The organism is Pseudomonas sp. Irchel 3E13, assembly GCF_900187455.1.
Classification (GTDB): Bacteria; Pseudomonadota; Gammaproteobacteria; order Pseudomonadales; family Pseudomonadaceae; genus Aquipseudomonas.
The window spans coordinates 152,565-168,761 of the sequence record NZ_FYDX01000010.1; the positions used below are offsets into that span (position 1 = coordinate 152,565).

Genomic DNA, 16,197 nt, shown 5'->3' on the forward strand with positions numbered 1-16,197 from the left:
TCGCGAAGGCCGCACAGCGACCCAAATATCATTCAGACGCCGGTCTTCCTCCAGATCCCCCGCCCAACCAGCCTTTCCCGATCATGCGCCCGCCCAAAGTCTTGCAGCGGCCCCTTGGGCACGATGCCGTTTGGGTTAATCGTCTTGTGGCTCATGTAGTAGTGGCGCTGGATATGCTCCATGTCCACCGTCTCGGCCACGCCCGGCCATTGATACAGCTCTCGCAGCCAGTTGCTCAGGTTCGGATAATCCTCGATGCGCCGCAGGTTGCATTTGAAGTGGCCGTGGTACACCGCGTCGAAGCGGACGATGGTGGTGAAAAGGCGCACATCAGCCTCGGTCAGGTATTCCCCGGCCAGGTAACGCTGCCCGTCCAGTAGCTGCTCCAACGCATCCAGCTCCGCGAACAAGGCATCGAACGCTTCTTCGTAGGCCGCCTGCGAGGTGGCGAAGCCTGCGCGGTAGACGCCGTTGTTGACCGCCGGGTAAATCCGCTCGTTGAGCGCGTCGATCTTCGCCCGCAGCGGTTCGGGGTAGAGGTCCAGGCGATTGCCGGTGAGTTCATCGAAGTCGCTGTTGAAGATGCGGATGATCTGCGACGACTCGTTGTTGACGATGCGCTGCTCCTGCTTGTCCCACAGCACCGGCACGGTGACGCGGCCGGTGTAGTTCGGGTCGTCGCGGGTGTAACGCTGGTGCAGGAAGTCGAGGCCGTCGAGTTTGTCGCCGGTGGAGCCCTGGCTCTGGTCGAAGGTCCAGCCCTGTTCGCCCATCAGCCAACTGACCACCGAGACGTCGATCAGGCTTTCCAGGCCCTTGAGCTTGCGCAGGATCAGGGTGCCATGCGCCCACGGACAGGCCAGCGAAACATAGAGGTGATAACGCCCGGCCTCGGCGGCGGGCAGGGCGTTGCGGCGTTGGGCGTTTTCCCGTTCGAAGGCACCGTCCTTGCTGCTTTTGTACCACTGGTCGTGCCAGCGTCCGTCGATCAACAGGCCCATGAGGGGGCTCCTTGGCAATTCGTATAGAAGTTGGAGCCCAGTCTACGGACTTCAGTTCGAACAAATAGCGCAAAGATCCCGGGTTTTTGATCGATGGATTCGATGGGTTGTTATCAGGCCAGGCGCGTTGCCCAGTATTCACGGGCTTTGGCGAAGGCGTCGTCCCGGCTGTGGCCCAGGCCACGCAGGGCCAGGGCCATGGTCGCGACCACCGCCATCTCGCCATAACTGTCGCTGGCCTCACCACACCAGACCCGAAGCAAATGATCCGGCTCCAGGCTGGCCGGCTTCACATGGCGCTGCTCCGACATCTGCGGCCATTCCTCGTCCCAGTCCAAGCTGTCGGCAGTGCCGTAGAGATGGCTGGTGGCATCCGGGTTGATCTCGATCTCGCCGCCGTCGCCCTTGACCACTATGGCGCGGTCACCGAGCAAGCGACTGGCTTCGCGGTGCACCGCCTGGTAACCGGGATGGAAGATGCTCTGCAGGCCGCAGCGCGCACCCAGCGGATTGAGCACCCGCGCCAGAGAGTGGATCGGCGAGCGCAGGCCGAGGGTGTTGCGCAGGTCGATCATGCGTTGCAGGCCCGGCGCCCAGTCCTGCAACGGGAAGAAGGCAAGGTTGTGCTGTTCAAGGGCCGTCTCGACTTCGCGCCAGTTGCGGCACAACGGAATACCGACCAGATCCAGCACCTGCTCGGTATACAGGCGCCCGGCGGTATGTGCGCCGCCGCCGTGCATCAGGATGCGCACGTCATTGATCGCCAGGCAGCGCGCTGCCAGCAGGTACCAGGGCAGGTGACGCTTCTTGCCGGCGTAGCTTGGCCAGTCGATATCGACGGCGATGGTCGGGGCATTCAGGCGCTGGCGCAGGGCTTCGGTGAAGCCGGCGAGTTCTTCCGGGCTTTCTTCCTTGTGCCGCAGCAGCATCAGGAAGGCGCCGAGCTGGGTGTCCTCGACCTTGCCGTCGAGCAGCAGGCCCATGGCCTCGCGGGCTTCCTCGCGGGTCAGGCCGCGGGCGCCGCGCTTGCCCTTGCCGAGGATGCGCACGAACTGGGCGAAGGGGTGTTCTTCCGGGGTTTCGGTAACGAGCGGGAGTGGTGAATTCATATGCAATTGGTCGGCTTGGGCAGGCCCGCCAGCTTGGCGGCGAGTTTGGCGGGAGTGCCGTTGAAGAGGCGGTTGAGGTGCAGGCTGTTGCCTTTTTCCACGCCGAGCTTGAGGGCGGTGTACTTGATCAGCGGGCGGGTCGCTGGCGACAGCTCGAACTCCTGGTAGAACTGGCGCAGCAGCGTCAGCACTTCCCAGTGATCGGCGCTCAGTTCCAGCGACTCGCGGGCGGCCAGGGCCCGGGCGACGTCTTCGGACCAGTCGCTCAGCTCGACCAGGTAGCCGTCCTTGTCCAGGGCGATGTCGCGGCCGTTGACGGTAAGGGTGCTCATAACCAGCTATTGACCTTGTCGTAGTTCAAGGACAGCGCCACAAAACCCGGGTAGTCGACGGCGGTGGCCGGACTCTCGGTGATGGCGCGGGCCTGCAGGTCTTCTTCGAGGGCGTAGAGGCGCGGGCCGAGGGTGCGCAACCCGGCGAGGGGCGCGCTGCCGGGTTGCAGGGCGTAGACCGCGTCGCCGCACAGCAGCAGGCCATCGTGGGGGCCCAGCAGGCGCAGGCAACTGTAGAGACGGTTGTCGCTGAAGGGCGAATGGGAAATGACGTGCAGGGTGCTCATCAGAGGGTTACCACCTGGTCAAAACGGTCGATCAGCGCGGCGAGGGCCATGTCATCCAGCACCTCCACCGGCAGGCTCAGGCCCTCGGCGGCCAGGCCGCGCTCGCGCAGGCTGCTGGCGGCGGCGAACAGTTCTTCGACGCCGAACATCGGCAGCGCCTGGAGGTTGGCCGCGAGGTTCTTCTGTTGCAGCAACGCCGGTTGTTGAGCGGCGGCGAGCTGGAACACGCCGTCATCGAGAAACAGCATGCCCAGCGGCAGGTCGAAGGCGCCGCCGGCCAGGGCGATATCCAGCGCTTCGCGGGCCGATGGGCCACTCCACGGCGCCTGGCGGCTGATGATCAACAGGGACTTGGCCATTTCAATCACCTCCGAAGCAGACCAGACGGTCGGCGGTTTGCGCGGCTTCGTGCAACTGGCCGAGGCCGGACAGTTCCCACGGCGCTGGCAGGTTCACCGCCGGGCGCTGGTAGCGCGTGGCTTCTTCTTCATTCAGCACGCCACGGCGCAGGGCGGCGGCGATGCAGACCACGGCGTCGAGTTGGTGGTCGCTGACGAAGGCGCGCCACTGCGCGGGGATATCGGCTTCGTCCTGCGGCGTGACCACGTTGGCCGAGGCGCTGTGCACGCCGTCCTGGTAGAAGAACAACCGGACAATCTCGTGCCCGCCGGCCAGGGCCGCCTGGGCGAAGAGCAGGGCCCGGCGCGAGGAGGGCGCGTGGCCTGGGGAAAAAACTGCGATGGCGAACTTCATGGCAGGCTCTGTGGGAAAAAACTGCGGGAATGATAAAACAAAAAGCCCGCAGCAGGCTGCGGGCTTTGGCGTCGCGGACGCGTGCTTCAGTCTTCGCGACGGGCTTCCGGGAGGAACCAGTTCAGCACCAGCGCGCAGATACCGCCGGTGGCGACGCCGGATTCCAGCACGTTGCGCAGCGCCGACGGCATGTGCGCGAGGAACTCCGGCACCTGCGCCACGCCCAGGCCCAGCGCCAGGGACACGGCGATGATCAGCAGGGCGCGGCGGTCGAGGCTGGTGCTGGCGAGGATATTGATCCCCGAGGCCGCGACCGCGCCGAACATCACCATGGCGGCGCCGCCGAGCACGGGTTCCGGCACGGCCTGGATCACCCCGGCGACTGCCGGGAACAGGCCCAGCACCACCAGCATCAGGGCAATCCACACGCCGATATGGCGGCTGGCGATGCCGGTGAGCTGAATCACGCCGTTGTTCTGCGCGAAGATCGAGCTGGGGAAGGTGTTGAACACGCCCGCCAGCAGCGAGTTGGCGCCGTTGACCAGCACGCCGCCCTTGATCCGCTGCATCCACAACGGGCCTTCCACCGGTTGGCGCGAGACCTTGCTGGTGGCGGTGACGTCACCGATGGCTTCCAGCGACGTGACCAGGTAGATCACCAGCATCGGGATGAACAGCGCCCAGGAGAAGCCGAGGCCGAAATGCAGCGGGACCGGCACCTGGAACAGCGCCGCTTCGTGCATGCCGGTGAAGTCCAGGCGGCCCATGTAGCCGGCCAGGGCATAGCCGACGGCCAGGGCGATGACGATGGCGCAACTGCGCATCCACACCAGCGGAATGCGGTTGAGTACGACGATGATCGCCAGCACCACGCCGGACAGCAGCAGGTTCTCGCCGTTGGCGAAGGTGCCGTTGCCCATCGCGGCGAAACCGCCGCCCATGCTGATCAGGCCGACCTTGATCAGGGTCAGGCCGATCATCAGCACGACGATGCCGGTGACCAGCGGGGTGATCAGGCGTTTGACGAACGGCAGGATGCGCGAGATGCCCATTTCCACGAACGAACCGGCGATGACCACGCCGAAGATCGCCGCCATCACCGCTTCCACCGGCGTGCCTTGCTTGACCATCAGTGCGCCGCCGGCGATCAGCGGGCCGACGAAGTTGAAGCTGGTGCCCTGGACGATCAGCAGCCCGGCGCCGAACGGCCCGAAGCGGCGGCACTGGACGAAGGTGGCGATGCCGGAGATGACCAGCGACATGGACACGATCAGGTTGGTATCGCGGGCCGACACGCCCAGCGCCTGGCAGATCAGCAGCCCCGGGGTGACGATCGGCACGATGATCGCCAGCAGGTGCTGCAACGCGGCCAGCAGGCCGATCAACAGGCGGGGCCGGTCTTCCAGGCCAAGCACCAGTTCATTGGCCTGCGCCGGTGCGCCGGGACCTTGTTCGATTGAGCTCATGGACGTTCTGCCCCAGGAAAAAAAGGAGCGCATTCTACGGGGGCGGGGCGGTTTGGGGTAGTGCGGGTTCGGCACCGTTTTGCGGCTCTTCGCACCGAACCGTCGGCAAGGACCGCGCGGCGGTCCTGTCAGCACCACAACCAAGCACCCCGCACCACCCTGCAGCAGGGTGGTGATCTTTCCTACAGCCAGTGCTCCGATAACCTCTTGATCTGCAAGCTATTCCTTCACTTGGCCCGACCTTTGCTCCAGCCGAATCCAAACTTGGATACAAGATGGAGTACCCCCATGCAATCCCTTCCTCTGCGAACCCTCGGCTGGACTCTCGGTGATTGGCAGCACGCCTACGCAAGCGGCGACCTGACCCCGGACTATCTTTTCGAACTGCTGCAACAGTTCCCCGACAGCGACCCGGCGTGGATCACCCGGGTGTCGCCGGAACAGTTGAACGCGCGCCTCGCGGGCCTGGCCGCGCAACGGGCGGCGGTGGACGGCGACCTGGCGAAGCTGCCGCTGTACGGGGTGCCGTTTGCGGTCAAGGACAACATCGATGCCGCCGGTTGGCCGACCACCGCCGCGTGCCCGGAATTCGCTTATGTCGCCGGCGAAGACGCCACGGTGGTCGCCCGTCTGCAGGCGGCCGGCGCGGTGTTGCTGGGCAAGACCAACCTGGACCAGTTCGCCACCGGCCTGGTGGGCACCCGCTCGCCCTACGGCGCCGTGCCCAACAGCTTCGATCCGGCCTATGTCAGCGGCGGGTCCAGTTCCGGCTCGGCGTCGGTGGTGGCGCGCGGGCTGGTGGCGTTTTCGCTGGGCACCGACACCGCGGGCTCGGGCCGGGTGCCGGCGGGGTTCAACAATATCGTCGGACTGAAGCCGACCAAGGGCCTGCTGTCGAACAAGGGACTGGTGCCGGCCTGCCGCACCCTGGACTGCATCTCGATCTTCGCCCTGACCGTGGCGGATGCCGAGCGGGTGCTGACCGTCGCCGGCGGCTTTGACGCGGGTGACGCCTACTCCCGGCGCAACCCCGGCACGGCGCCCGTGGCGATCGGCGCGACGCCACGTCTGGCGGTGCCGGATAGCCTGGAATTCTTTGGCGACCACGGCAACGAGGCGGTCTACCAGCAGTCGCTGGAGCGCCTGCGCGAACTCGGTGCGGAACTGGTGACCGTCGATTTCGCGCCGTTCCGTGAACTGGCCAGCCAGCTTTACCAAGGCCCTTGGGTCGCGGAACGCACGGTGGCGGTGTCGGCGATGCTGGCAGCGGCGCCCGAGGCGATCAACCCGGTGGTGCGCGGCATCGTCGAGAGTGGCCTCGGCTTCAGCGCCTGTGATGCCTTCCGTGCCGAGTACGCGCGGGCCGAGCTGAGCCGCGCCATCGAACTGGCCCTGGACGGCTTCGATGCGCTGGTGGTGCCGACCTCGCCGACCCTGCGCACGCTGGACGAGATGCAGGCCGAGCCGGTGCTGTTCAACAGCCAGTTCGGCACCTACACCAATTTCACCAACCTCGCCGACCTCAGCGCCCTGGCGCTGCCCGCCGGCCTGCGCGACGACGGCTTGCCCGCGGGCATCACCTTGATCGCGCCGGCCTGGCACGACCACGCCCTGGCTTCGTTGGGCAAGCGCTGGCAACAGGCGTTGGCGCTGCCGCTCGGCGCCACCGGCCGCGCCCTGCCGCCTGCCGCGCCGGCCGTGCAGGCGCCGGGTTGCGTGCGTCTCGCGGTAGTGGGCGCGCACCTCACCGGCATGCCGCTGAACTTCCAGTTGCTGACCCGCGACGCGGTGCTGGTGGAGCAAACCCTGACCAGCGCCGACTACCGCCTGTACGCGCTGCCCGGCACCGTGCCGCCCAAGCCGGGCCTGGCGCGCAGCGCCGACGGCAGCGGCAGCCCGATCATCGTCGAGGTCTGGGATATCCCGCTGGCGCGCTTCGGTGAGTTCGTCGCGGAGATTCCACTACCCTTGGGCATCGGCAATGTGCAACTGAACGACGGTCGCTGGGTGAAAGGATTCATCTGCGAGGCCTGGGCGCTGGAAAGCGCCGAGGACATCACTGCCTTTGCCGGATGGCGCGCTTTTGTCGCCAGCCGCAAACCCGCTTAAGGAGAGAGCGCAATGTTCCATACCGTCCTGATCGCCAACCGTGGCGAAATCGCCGTCCGTGCCATTCGCACCTTGAAAAAACTCGGGGTGCGCAGTGTCGCGGTGTATTCCGAGGCCGACCGCAACGCCCAGCATGTCCGCGATGCCGACCTCGCCATCGCCCTGGGCGGCGAGAAAGCCGCCGACAGTTACCTGCGTGCCGAACGCATTCTTGAAGCCGCCCGTGAAAGCGGCGCCCAGGCCATCTATCCGGGCTATGGCTTTCTTTCGGAAAGCGCCGAGTTCGCCGAGGCCTGCGAGGCCGAGGGCATCGCCTTTATCGGCCCGACCGCGTTGCAGATTCGCGAGTTCGGCCTCAAGCACCGTGCCCGTGAACTGGCGGCGCTGGCCGGCGTACCGATGGCGCCCGGCACTGGGTTGCTCGACAGCCTCGACGACGCTTTGCAGGCCGCGCAGCGCATCGGTTACCCGGTGATGCTGAAAACCACCGCTGGCGGAGGCGGCATCGGCCTGACCCGTTGCGCCGACGCCGCCGCGCTGGCCAGCGCCTACGACAGCGTCAAGCGCATGGGCGAGCAGTTCTTCAGTGATGCCGGGGTGTTTCTGGAGTGCTTTGTCGATCAGGCGCGGCATGTCGAGGTGCAGATTTTCGGCGACGGCCAGGGCCGCGTGGTGGCCCTCGGCGAGCGCGACTGCTCGTTGCAGCGGCGCAATCAGAAAGTGGTGGAAGAAACCCCGGCGCCGAACCTGCCACAGGCGACCCGCGAGCGCCTGCATGCCGCCGCGGTGAAGCTCGGCGAGTCGGTGGCCTACCGCAGCGCCGGCACGGTCGAGTTCATTTATGACGCCGCCCGCGACGATTTCTACTTCCTGGAGGTCAATACGCGCCTGCAGGTCGAGCACCCGGTGACCGAAATGGTCACCGGCCTGGACCTGATCGAATGCATGCTCCAGGTCGCCGCCGGCGAGGCGCTGGACTGGCCGGCGCTGCAGCGGCAACCGCAAGGCGCGGCGATCGAGGTGCGCCTGTACGCCGAAGATCCGCTGAAGAACTTCCAGCCGAGCCCGGGTGTGTTGACCGACGTGCATTTTCCGGCGGACGTGCGGATCGATACCTGGGTCAGCACCGGCAGTGAGGTCTCGGCCTTCTATGACCCGATGATCGCCAAGCTGATCGTTCACGCCGATACCCGCGAGCAGGCGATCGCCGCGATGACCGCGGCGCTGGCCGCGACCCGCCTGCACGGCATCGCCACCAACCTCGACTACCTGCGCCAGGTGGTGGCCGCGCCGCGTTTCCACAGCGGCGACGTCTGGACCCGCCTGCTCGACAGCTTCGACTATCAGCCCCAGGCCATCGAAGTGCTGGAGCCGGGCACCTATTCCAGCGTGCAGGACTTTCCCGGCCGGCTCGGCTACTGGGACATCGGCGTGCCGCCGTCCGGGCCGATGGATGATTTTGCCTTTCGCCTGGCCAACCGCATCGTCGGCAACCACGAGAGCGCCGCGGGCCTGGAATTCACCTTGCAGGGGCCGACCCTGCGTTTCCACTACGACTGCCTGATCGCCCTGACCGGCGCCGATTGCCCGGCGACCCTGGACGGCGAGGGCATCGCCTATTGGGCGCCGATCGCGGTCAAGGCCGGACAAGTGCTCAGGCTGGGTCGCGCCGCCAGTGGCTGCCGCACCTATCTGGCGGTGCGCAACGGCCTCGATGTGCCGGTCTATCTCGGCAGCCGCTCGACCTTCGCCCTCGGCCAGTTCGGCGGTCATGCCGGGCGCACCCTGCGCCCCGGCGATATCCTCAGCGTGTCCCGTCCCGAGCTGGCCGCCTGCACCACGCCGGCGCCGGTGAGCCCGCCGCAGGCGCTGGACGCCAGCCTGATTCCCGCCTACGGCCGCACCTGGCAGATCGGCGTGCTCTACGGCCCGCACGGCGCGCCGGACTTTTTCACCGAAGCATCCATCGAGGCATTCTTCGCCGCCGAATGGGAAGTGCACTACAACTCCAATCGCCTCGGCGTGCGCCTTTCCGGGCCCAAGCCGGGCTGGGCGCGGGCCGACGGTGGCGAGGCGGGGCTGCACCCGTCGAACGTGCACGATTGCGAATACGCCATCGGCGCCATCAACTTCACCGGCGACTTCCCGGTGATCCTGACCAAGGATGGCCCGAGCCTGGGCGGTTTCGTCTGCCCGGTGACCATCGCCAAGGCCGAGCTGTGGAAGGTCGGCCAGGTCAAGCCCGGCGACACCGTGCGCTTCCACCCGATCAGCTTCAAGCAGGCGCAGAGCCTGGAGCAGGCGCAACTGGGCAGCATCGCGGCGCTGGCGGCAATTGCCGCGGTGACCCTGCCGGCGCCCAGCCTGCAACCGGCCACCACGGTGTCCGCCACGGTGCTCGCCGAGCTGCCCGCCAGCGGCAAGCGCCCGCACGTCACCTATCGCCAGGCGGGCGACGCCTACGTGCTGGTGGAATACGGCGACAACGTGCTCGACCTGGCCCTGCGCCTGCGTATCCACCTGTTGATGGAAGCGCTCAAGGCCAAACCGTTGCGCGGTCTGGAAGAGCTGGCGCCGGGGGTGCGCTCGCTGCAACTGCGCTACAACAGCCGGCAACTGCACCAGTCGGCGTTGATTGCGCATTTGCTGGAGCTGGAGGCCGGGCTGGCGGACGTCGACGAGGTGAAAATCCCCACGCGCATCCTCCACCTGCCGATGGCCTTTGAGGACAGCGCCACCCTCGGCGCCGTGCAGCGCTACAGCGAAACCGTGCGCAGCGAAGCGCCCTGGCTGCCGAACAATGTCGACTTCATCCAGCGCGCCAACGGCCTGGCGACCCGCGAGGAGGTGCGCGACATCCTCTTCGACGCCAGTTACCTGATCCTCGGCCTGGGCGATGTTTATCTGGACGCCCCGTGCGCGGTGCCGCTCGACCCGCGCCATCGCCTGCTCAGTTCCAAATACAGCCCGGCGCGGACCTTCACCGCCGAGGGCACCGTCGGTATCGGCGGCATGTACATGTGCATCTACGGCATGGATTCCCCCGGCGGCTATCAACTGGTGGGACGGACCCTGCCGATCTGGAACCGCTTTTCGCGCAACGCCCAGTTCAAGGACGGCCAGCCGTGGCTGCTGCACTTCTTCGACCAGGTGCGCTTCTATCCGGTCAGCGAGGCTGAACTGGACATCTTCCGCGACGCCTTCCGCGAAGGCCGTGCGCAGATCCGCATCGAGGACGCGGTGTTCGACTTCGCTGAGTACCAGCGTTTCCTCCAGGCCAATGAAGCGGCTATCACCGACTTCCAGGCGCGGCAGAAACAGGCGTTCAATGCGGAAATCGCCCGGTGGCATGAGCAGGATGATGAAGAGGCCACCGCCGCGATCCGCCCACCGCACGACGCCGATGACTACGGCGATGCCCATGTGGTCAGCGCCGACATGTGCGGCAGCGTCTGGAAAATCCTTGTGCAGCCGGGTCAGACCGTGGAGGCGGGGGCGCCGTTGATGGTCGTGGAGGCGATGAAAATGGAGCTGTCGGTGTTCGCGCCGGTCAGCGGAACGGTACGCGCCGTCCGCTGCCAGCCGGGCAAGGCGGTACTGCCCGGCGACGCATTGCTGTTGCTGGATCCCGTGGCTTGAGGACGTCTGATCATGTTACCCATCCCTGAAAAAAAGGCCGCCCGTGAGCGGCCGGAAAACCTCGCCGAAGGCATCTACCAGCAGCTCAAGGAGGACATTTTCGAATTCCGCCTGCTGCCGGGCGATCGCTTCAGCGAAGGCGATGTTGCCAAGCGCCTGGCCGTCAGCCGCACGCCGGTGCGTCAGGCGCTCTACCACCTGGAACGCGAGGGTTATCTGGAGGTGCATTTTCGCAGCGGCTGGCAGGTCCGGCCGTTCGACTTCGCGCGGTTTGAGGAACTGTATGACTTGCGCATCGTTCTGGAACTGGCCTCGGTTCGCCATCTGTGCGGGCTGGAGGTCGAACTGGCCGGGCACCTGGAGCATCTGGTGAACATCTGGCTGGTCGAAGAGGGCCAGCGTTTGCAGGATGGCCGCGCGGTGTCACGCCTGGACGAGGAATTCCACTGCGCGCTGGTGGCCGCCACCGGCAACCGGGAAATGGCCCGGGTGCACCGCGAAGTGACCGAGCAGATCCGCATCATCCGGCGTCTGGATTTCACCCAGTCGCCGCGGGTGTCCGCCACCTACGAGGAGCATGGCGACATCCTCGACGCGATCCTCCAGCGTCGCGGCGAACAGGCTTGCCAGTTGCTGCGCGCGCACATCGAAGTGAGCAAGGCGGAAGTGCGCAAGATCACCTTGCACATGCTGCACAGCGCGCGGCAGCGGTTGGCGATGAAGGTGGTGGGCGGCGGTTAGGTGCGGCCGGATCGCGAGCAAGCTCGCTCCTACGGGGATGTTGTAGGAGCGAGCTTGCTCGCGATCAGCGCCGAAGCGGTCTCAGGACCCAGCGTTCTGCACCGTCACCGCCGACCCGGCGCCGTCTCCCGAGCGCCGCAGCACATGCAGCACCGCCAGCGCCGCGACCACCAGGCCCGGCGAGGCCGCCAGCAACACCCCGGCAATCGCGAGCAAGCTCGCTCCTACGGAGATGTTGTAGGAGCGAGCTTGCTCGCGATCAGCGTCGAAGCGGTCTCAGGACCCAGCGTTCTGCACCGGCACCGCCGACCCGGCGCCCTCTCCCGAGCGCCGCAGCACATGCAGCACCGCCAGCGCCGCGACCACCAGGCCCGGCGATGCGGCCAGCAACACGCCGGCAGTTCCGGCGCCCGCCGCCAGGATCTGCCCGGCCGCCAACGGCCCGCTGACTGAACCCAGGCGACCGATGGCGACCGCCGCGCCAACACCGGTGGCGCGCACGGCGGTCGGGTAAAGCGGCGGCGCCAGGGCGTAAAGCACCAGTTGCGCCGCCAGCACGAACAGCCCGGCGGCGAAGCCGGCGATGGCCATGGCGGTCACGCCCACCGCCAGGCCCAGGCCGGCCAGTGCCGCCAGCAGTCCAGCGTAGATGCACAGTGTGACCCGCACCGGGTTGCCGCGGTCCAGCAGCACGCCGCCCAGCAGCGAGCCGACCGCTCCGCCGATGTTGAAGAGCATCTGCACCAGCCCGGCTTCAGGCTTGCTGAAGCCCTGGCCGATCAGCAGTGACGGCAGCCAGTTGAGCAGCATGTACATCACGGTCAGGGTGAAGAAGTAACTCAGCCACAACATCAGCGTGGCGCTGCCGCGGCCGTCGCCGAACAGCGCGGTCGAGGTGGACGGCCGTTCCACCGGGCCGGCGGCACGCTGGAACGCACTCGATTCCGGCAGCAACACCAGCATCAGCGGCACGGCCAGCAAGGGCGCCAGGCCGCCAATAATGAACGTCATTTGCCAGTGGTCGTGGGCGAACATTGCCACCACTGCGGCCAGGGCGCCGCCCAGGGGGACACCGGAATACATGATGCTGATGGCGGTGCTGCGGCGTTTTTCACCCACCGCCTCGGCGCACAGGGCGATGAGGTTGGGCAGGGCGGCGCCGAGGCCCAGGCCGGTCATCAGGCGCGCCAACAGCAACTGGCTGTAGTCGCCGACATAGGCCGTCCACAGGGAAAACACGCCGAACAGGATGACCGCGGCCACCAGCACTTTCTTGCGCCCGATACGGTCGGCCAGCCAGCCGCCGAAGAAGGCGCCCGGCAACAGGCCGATGATGCTCGCGCTGAACACCCAGCCGAGCATCTTCGGATCGAGTTCGAAACTCTGGCGCAGACCGGCGGCTGCGGTGCCGGCCGATTGCAGATCGAAACCTTCGATCAGCGCGACGATGAAACACAAAGCGATTGTCAGCGTCGGACGACGCGATGAAGTGTCCATGGCATGGCCTCATTTCTTGTTGTTGTTTTGCTGCGTCGGTGATGTCCAACGCGAAAATAAGATTAACAAATATAACTAAATTTACAGCGCTTTTTTTCGCTGGCCTTTTAGCATCTGAAAGCGCTGTGCTAGACGCGCCGGGTAGGGGAAAGCAGCCTGCTCTGTACGAGATAGTTAATAAAATTAATGTTCGATTATCGGTCATTGGCCGTTGACGAGGCCTCAAGGGCTTTCCATTCTCCGCTGCGAGACGGCGCCTGACACGCTGTCTCGATGCCAAAAAAACAACAACAAGAGTGGACAACCCAACATGCATGAATGCGTTCGTGACACCCGCGCTACGCCCGGCTTCCGTGCGTCCGGCAGCCTCGCCCTGGCTGTCGCCCTGGCCAGCGGCCACACCATGGCCGCCGGCTTTTTTGAAGACAGCCACGCCACCCTCGGCCTGAAAAACTACTACCTCGACCGCGACTACAAGGACGGCGGCGCGAAGAGCGCGGCCCGCGAGTGGGCGCAGGGTTTCAACCTGAATATCGAGTCGGGCTTTACCGAAGGGCCGCTGGGCTTCGGCCTGGATGCCCGTGGCCTGCTGGGGGTGAAACTGGACTCGGCGCCATCGCGCAGTGGCACCGAACTGTTGCCGGTCTCGAAAAGCGACGGCGTGGCCGCCGACGACTATTCGCGGCTGGCGCTGACCGCCAAGCTGCGTTTGAGCCAGACCACGGTGAAGAGCGGCGACATCCTGATCTTCCTGCCGTTCGCCTTCGCCAGTCCCTCGCGCCTGCTGCCGCAGACCTTCCGCGGCACCACCCTGGTGTCGAAGGAGATCGACGGCCTGACGGTCAACGCCGGTTACCTCGACCGGATCAACAAGCGCGACTCCACCAGCTACGAGCGCATGGCTATCGCCTCGCCCAATGGCCGTTTCAAGGGGGCGCAAACCTCATCGCACATGGCCTATGCCGGCGCCGACTACCAGCTCAACAAGGCGTTGGGCGTGCGCCTTTATCACGCTGAACTCGAAGACCTGTACCAGCAGGACACCCTGGCCGCGCTCTACGAGCAGGGCATTGGCGACGGCACGTTCAGCGCCGACCTGCGCAGCTTCTTCAGCCGCGAAGACGGCCAGGCGCGGGCCGGCGCGGTGGACAACCGCAACCTCTCGGCGCTGCTCAGTTACCGCCTGGGTGGGCACAAACTGGGGATTGGTTACATGCACTCAACGGGCGACACCGCCACGCCTTATGTCTCGGGCACCGAGTTGATGGGCATGAGCGAGCTGACCATGAGCTCGGACTTTCTCAATGCCAAGGAACGCACCTGGCAGGCGATCTACGACTACGACTTTGTCGCGGTTGGCGTGCCGGGGCTGAAGGGGCGGCTGCGCTATGTGCGCGGGGACCATATCGAACTGGCGTCGCTCAACGCCGACGATCGCAAGGAGCGCGAGTTTCAGATGGAACTGGGTTATGTGATCCAGAGCGGGCCGTTGAAGAACGTTGGGCTGCTGGCGCGCAAGTCGATCTACCGCAACGACTTCCCCACGGGTGCGGCGTTCCGCGATGAGAACCAGACCCGCTTCCTGGTCACCTACACGCTGCCGATCTGGTAAGGGGGCGTCGATCGCGGCTGAAGCCGCTCCTGCACAGTCCTCGCCAGTCAGCGGATTCCTGCTACTGATAAACCTTCTTCAACAACCGCAACAGCTCCGCGCGCTCGGCATCGTCGAGCGCCGCGGTGGCGTCGTGGTCGCTGTCGGAGGCGATCTGCTTGAGGTCCTTGAGCAGCGTCTCGCCGCTCTTGCTCAGGAAGATGCCGTAGGAGCGCTTGTCCGGTTTGCAGCGGATGCGCACCGCCAGCGCGCGTTCTTCCAGCTTGTTCAGCAGCGGCACCACCTGCGGCGGTTCGATGGCCAGGGCGCGGGCCAGGTCGGCCTGCATCAGCCCGGGATTCTGTTCGATGATCGCCAGCGCGGAAAACTGCGCCGGGCGCAAATCATGCACCGCCAGGCGGCTGATCAGGTTCTGGAACAGCTTCAACTGGGCTCGGCGCAGGGCATAACCGATCAGGTCTTCGAGGGACGCATCCAGCGCCGCAGCGGGGGCATCGGACTCGGGGAGGGTGTCGGTTTTGCGGGCGGACCTTGCCATCGGGAAGCAGACTCCTTGAACCATGGATAAGAAAATTACCTAGTCTGCCTGCATGAGCCGCATCTGGCTAGCCAGGATTTGTCGAGGGGCGAGCCCGAGGTGGCGGCAAGAAAGATAATTTTCATAATAGTTAATTGACATAACTAATTTGCTCCATTAGCTTGCTGAACATCGCCCACGAACAACAAGAGTGCAAACACATGAGCAACTACGAAGGCCGCTGGACCACCGTCAAAGTCGAACTGGAATCCGGTATCGCCTGGGTCACCCTGAACCGCCCGGAAAAGCGCAACGCCATGAGCCCGACCCTCAACCGCGAGATGGTCGACGTGCTGGAAACCCTGGAGCAGGATCCCGAAGCCGGCGTGCTGGTGCTGACCGGTGCTGGCGAAGCCTGGACTGCAGGCATGGACCTCAAGGAATACTTCCGCGAAGTGGACGCCGGCCCGGAAATCCTCCAGGAAAAAATCCGCCGCGAAGCCTCGCAATGGCAATGGAAACTGCTGCGCATGTACACCAAGCCGACCATCGCCATGGTCAACGGCTGGTGCTTCGGTGGCGGCTTCAGCCCGCTGGTGGCCTGTGACCTGGCGATCTGCGCCGACGAAGCCACGTTCGGCCTGTCGGAAATCAACTGGGGCATCCCGCCGGGCAACCTGGTGAGCAAGGCCATGGCCGACACCGTGGGCCATCGCCAGTCGCTGTACTACATCATGACCGGCAAGACCTTCGGCGGGCCGAAAGCTGCCGAGATGGGCTTGGTCAACGAAAGCGTGCCGCTGGCGCAACTGCGCGAAACCACCCGTGAACTGGCGCTGAACCTGCTGGAGAAAAACCCGGTGGTCCTGCGCGCCGCCAAGCATGGCTTCAAGCGCTGCCGCGAGCTGACCTGGGAGCAGAACGAAGACTACCTGTACGCCAAGCTCGACCAGTCCCGCCTGCTGGACACCGAAGGCGGCCGCGAGCAGGGCATGAAGCAGTTCCTCGACGACAAGAGCATCAAGCCGGGCCTGCAAGCCTACAAGCGTTGATGCCGATGGGCGGCGTTTGTGCGACGCCGCCCGTTTCTGCCAGCCTTCGATGATTCCCGATAACGACAAGAAAGAGGAATGA

Annotated in this window: 15 protein-coding genes; 5 read left to right on the forward strand and 10 right to left on the reverse strand. The window is 65.6% G+C overall.

Annotated elements, in window-relative coordinates:
• Positions 1-32: 32 nt before the first annotated feature.
• From CKW37_RS19105 to CKW37_RS19135, 7 genes are all read right to left on the reverse strand, one after another.
• Complete coding sequence (locus CKW37_RS19105) at positions 33-1,001, reverse strand: glutathione S-transferase family protein (RefSeq protein ID WP_095157308.1); 969 nt, start codon at positions 999-1,001, stop codon at positions 33-35.
• 113 nt (positions 1,002-1,114) lie between these two features.
• Positions 1,115-2,110, reverse strand: coding sequence for a glycosyl transferase family protein (locus CKW37_RS19110; protein WP_095157310.1), 996 nt, complete (start codon positions 2,108-2,110; stop codon positions 1,115-1,117).
• The gene (locus CKW37_RS19115) at positions 2,107-2,442 is read right to left on the reverse strand and encodes a TusE/DsrC/DsvC family sulfur relay protein (protein ID WP_095157312.1); all 336 of its coding nucleotides are present in this window, start codon (positions 2,440-2,442) and stop codon (positions 2,107-2,109) included. Before CKW37_RS19115 ends, CKW37_RS19110 begins: the two co-directional genes overlap by 4 nt.
• Positions 2,439-2,729: a sulfurtransferase complex subunit TusB gene (tusB, locus tag CKW37_RS19120; RefSeq protein WP_095157314.1), complete on the reverse strand. Its 291-nt coding sequence runs from the start codon at positions 2,727-2,729 to the stop codon at positions 2,439-2,441. The genes CKW37_RS19115 and tusB overlap by 4 nt, the downstream gene beginning before the upstream one ends.
• Positions 2,729-3,088: a sulfurtransferase complex subunit TusC gene (gene tusC / locus CKW37_RS19125; protein ID WP_095157316.1), complete on the reverse strand. Its 360-nt coding sequence runs from the start codon at positions 3,086-3,088 to the stop codon at positions 2,729-2,731. The genes tusB and tusC overlap by 1 nt, the downstream gene beginning before the upstream one ends.
• A gap of 1 nt (position 3,089) precedes the next feature.
• Positions 3,090-3,482: a sulfurtransferase complex subunit TusD gene (tusD, locus tag CKW37_RS19130; RefSeq protein ID WP_095157318.1), complete on the reverse strand. Its 393-nt coding sequence runs from the start codon at positions 3,480-3,482 to the stop codon at positions 3,090-3,092.
• An 86-nt stretch (positions 3,483-3,568) separates the two neighbouring features.
• Complete coding sequence (locus tag CKW37_RS19135; RefSeq protein ID WP_095157320.1) at positions 3,569-4,948, reverse strand: nucleobase:cation symporter-2 family protein; 1,380 nt, start codon at positions 4,946-4,948, stop codon at positions 3,569-3,571.
• Between the two features lie 288 nt (positions 4,949-5,236).
• On the opposite strand from CKW37_RS19135, the gene atzF reads away from it, so the two are divergent.
• From atzF to CKW37_RS19150, 3 genes are read left to right on the forward strand one after another with little or no spacing between them, the layout of a single operon-like run.
• Complete coding sequence (gene atzF, locus CKW37_RS19140) at positions 5,237-7,057, forward strand: allophanate hydrolase (protein WP_095157322.1); 1,821 nt, start codon at positions 5,237-5,239, stop codon at positions 7,055-7,057.
• A 12-nt stretch (positions 7,058-7,069) separates the two neighbouring features.
• Complete coding sequence (gene uca / locus CKW37_RS19145) at positions 7,070-10,696, forward strand: urea carboxylase (protein WP_095157323.1); 3,627 nt, start codon at positions 7,070-7,072, stop codon at positions 10,694-10,696.
• Positions 10,697-10,708: 12 nt separating this feature from the next.
• Positions 10,709-11,437, forward strand: coding sequence for a GntR family transcriptional regulator (locus CKW37_RS19150; RefSeq protein ID WP_095157325.1), 729 nt, complete (start codon positions 10,709-10,711; stop codon positions 11,435-11,437).
• 81 nt (positions 11,438-11,518) lie between these two features.
• Here CKW37_RS19150 and CKW37_RS33280 read toward each other — a convergent pair whose 3' ends face one another.
• Both CKW37_RS33280 and mhpT read right to left on the reverse strand, forming a co-directional pair.
• Positions 11,519-11,653 carry a hypothetical protein gene (locus tag CKW37_RS33280; RefSeq protein ID WP_256587805.1) on the reverse strand — a complete coding sequence of 45 codons (135 nt, stop codon included), beginning with the start codon at positions 11,651-11,653 and terminating at the stop codon, positions 11,519-11,521.
• Between the two features lie 60 nt (positions 11,654-11,713).
• Positions 11,714-12,934 (reverse strand): 3-(3-hydroxy-phenyl)propionate transporter MhpT, encoded by a 1,221-nt coding sequence (gene mhpT / locus CKW37_RS19155; RefSeq protein ID WP_095157326.1) that lies wholly within the window; start codon positions 12,932-12,934, stop codon positions 11,714-11,716.
• A gap of 403 nt (positions 12,935-13,337) precedes the next feature.
• Here mhpT and CKW37_RS19160 point away from each other — a divergent pair, with 403 nt between their 5' ends.
• A complete protein-coding gene (locus CKW37_RS19160) occupies positions 13,338-14,546 on the forward strand; it encodes an OprD family porin (protein ID WP_256587813.1) in 1,209 nt (402 codons plus the stop codon).
• A 61-nt stretch (positions 14,547-14,607) separates the two neighbouring features.
• Here the strand turns inward: CKW37_RS19160 and CKW37_RS19165 are convergent, their stop codons facing one another.
• Positions 14,608-15,084 (reverse strand): MarR family winged helix-turn-helix transcriptional regulator, encoded by a 477-nt coding sequence (locus CKW37_RS19165; RefSeq protein ID WP_095157330.1) that lies wholly within the window; start codon positions 15,082-15,084, stop codon positions 14,608-14,610.
• Between the two features lie 200 nt (positions 15,085-15,284).
• Between CKW37_RS19165 and CKW37_RS19170 the strand changes: the two genes are divergently transcribed.
• Positions 15,285-16,115 carry a p-hydroxycinnamoyl CoA hydratase/lyase gene (locus tag CKW37_RS19170; RefSeq protein WP_095157332.1) on the forward strand — a complete coding sequence of 277 codons (831 nt, stop codon included), beginning with the start codon at positions 15,285-15,287 and terminating at the stop codon, positions 16,113-16,115.
• The last annotated feature ends 82 nt before the right edge of the window (positions 16,116-16,197 follow it).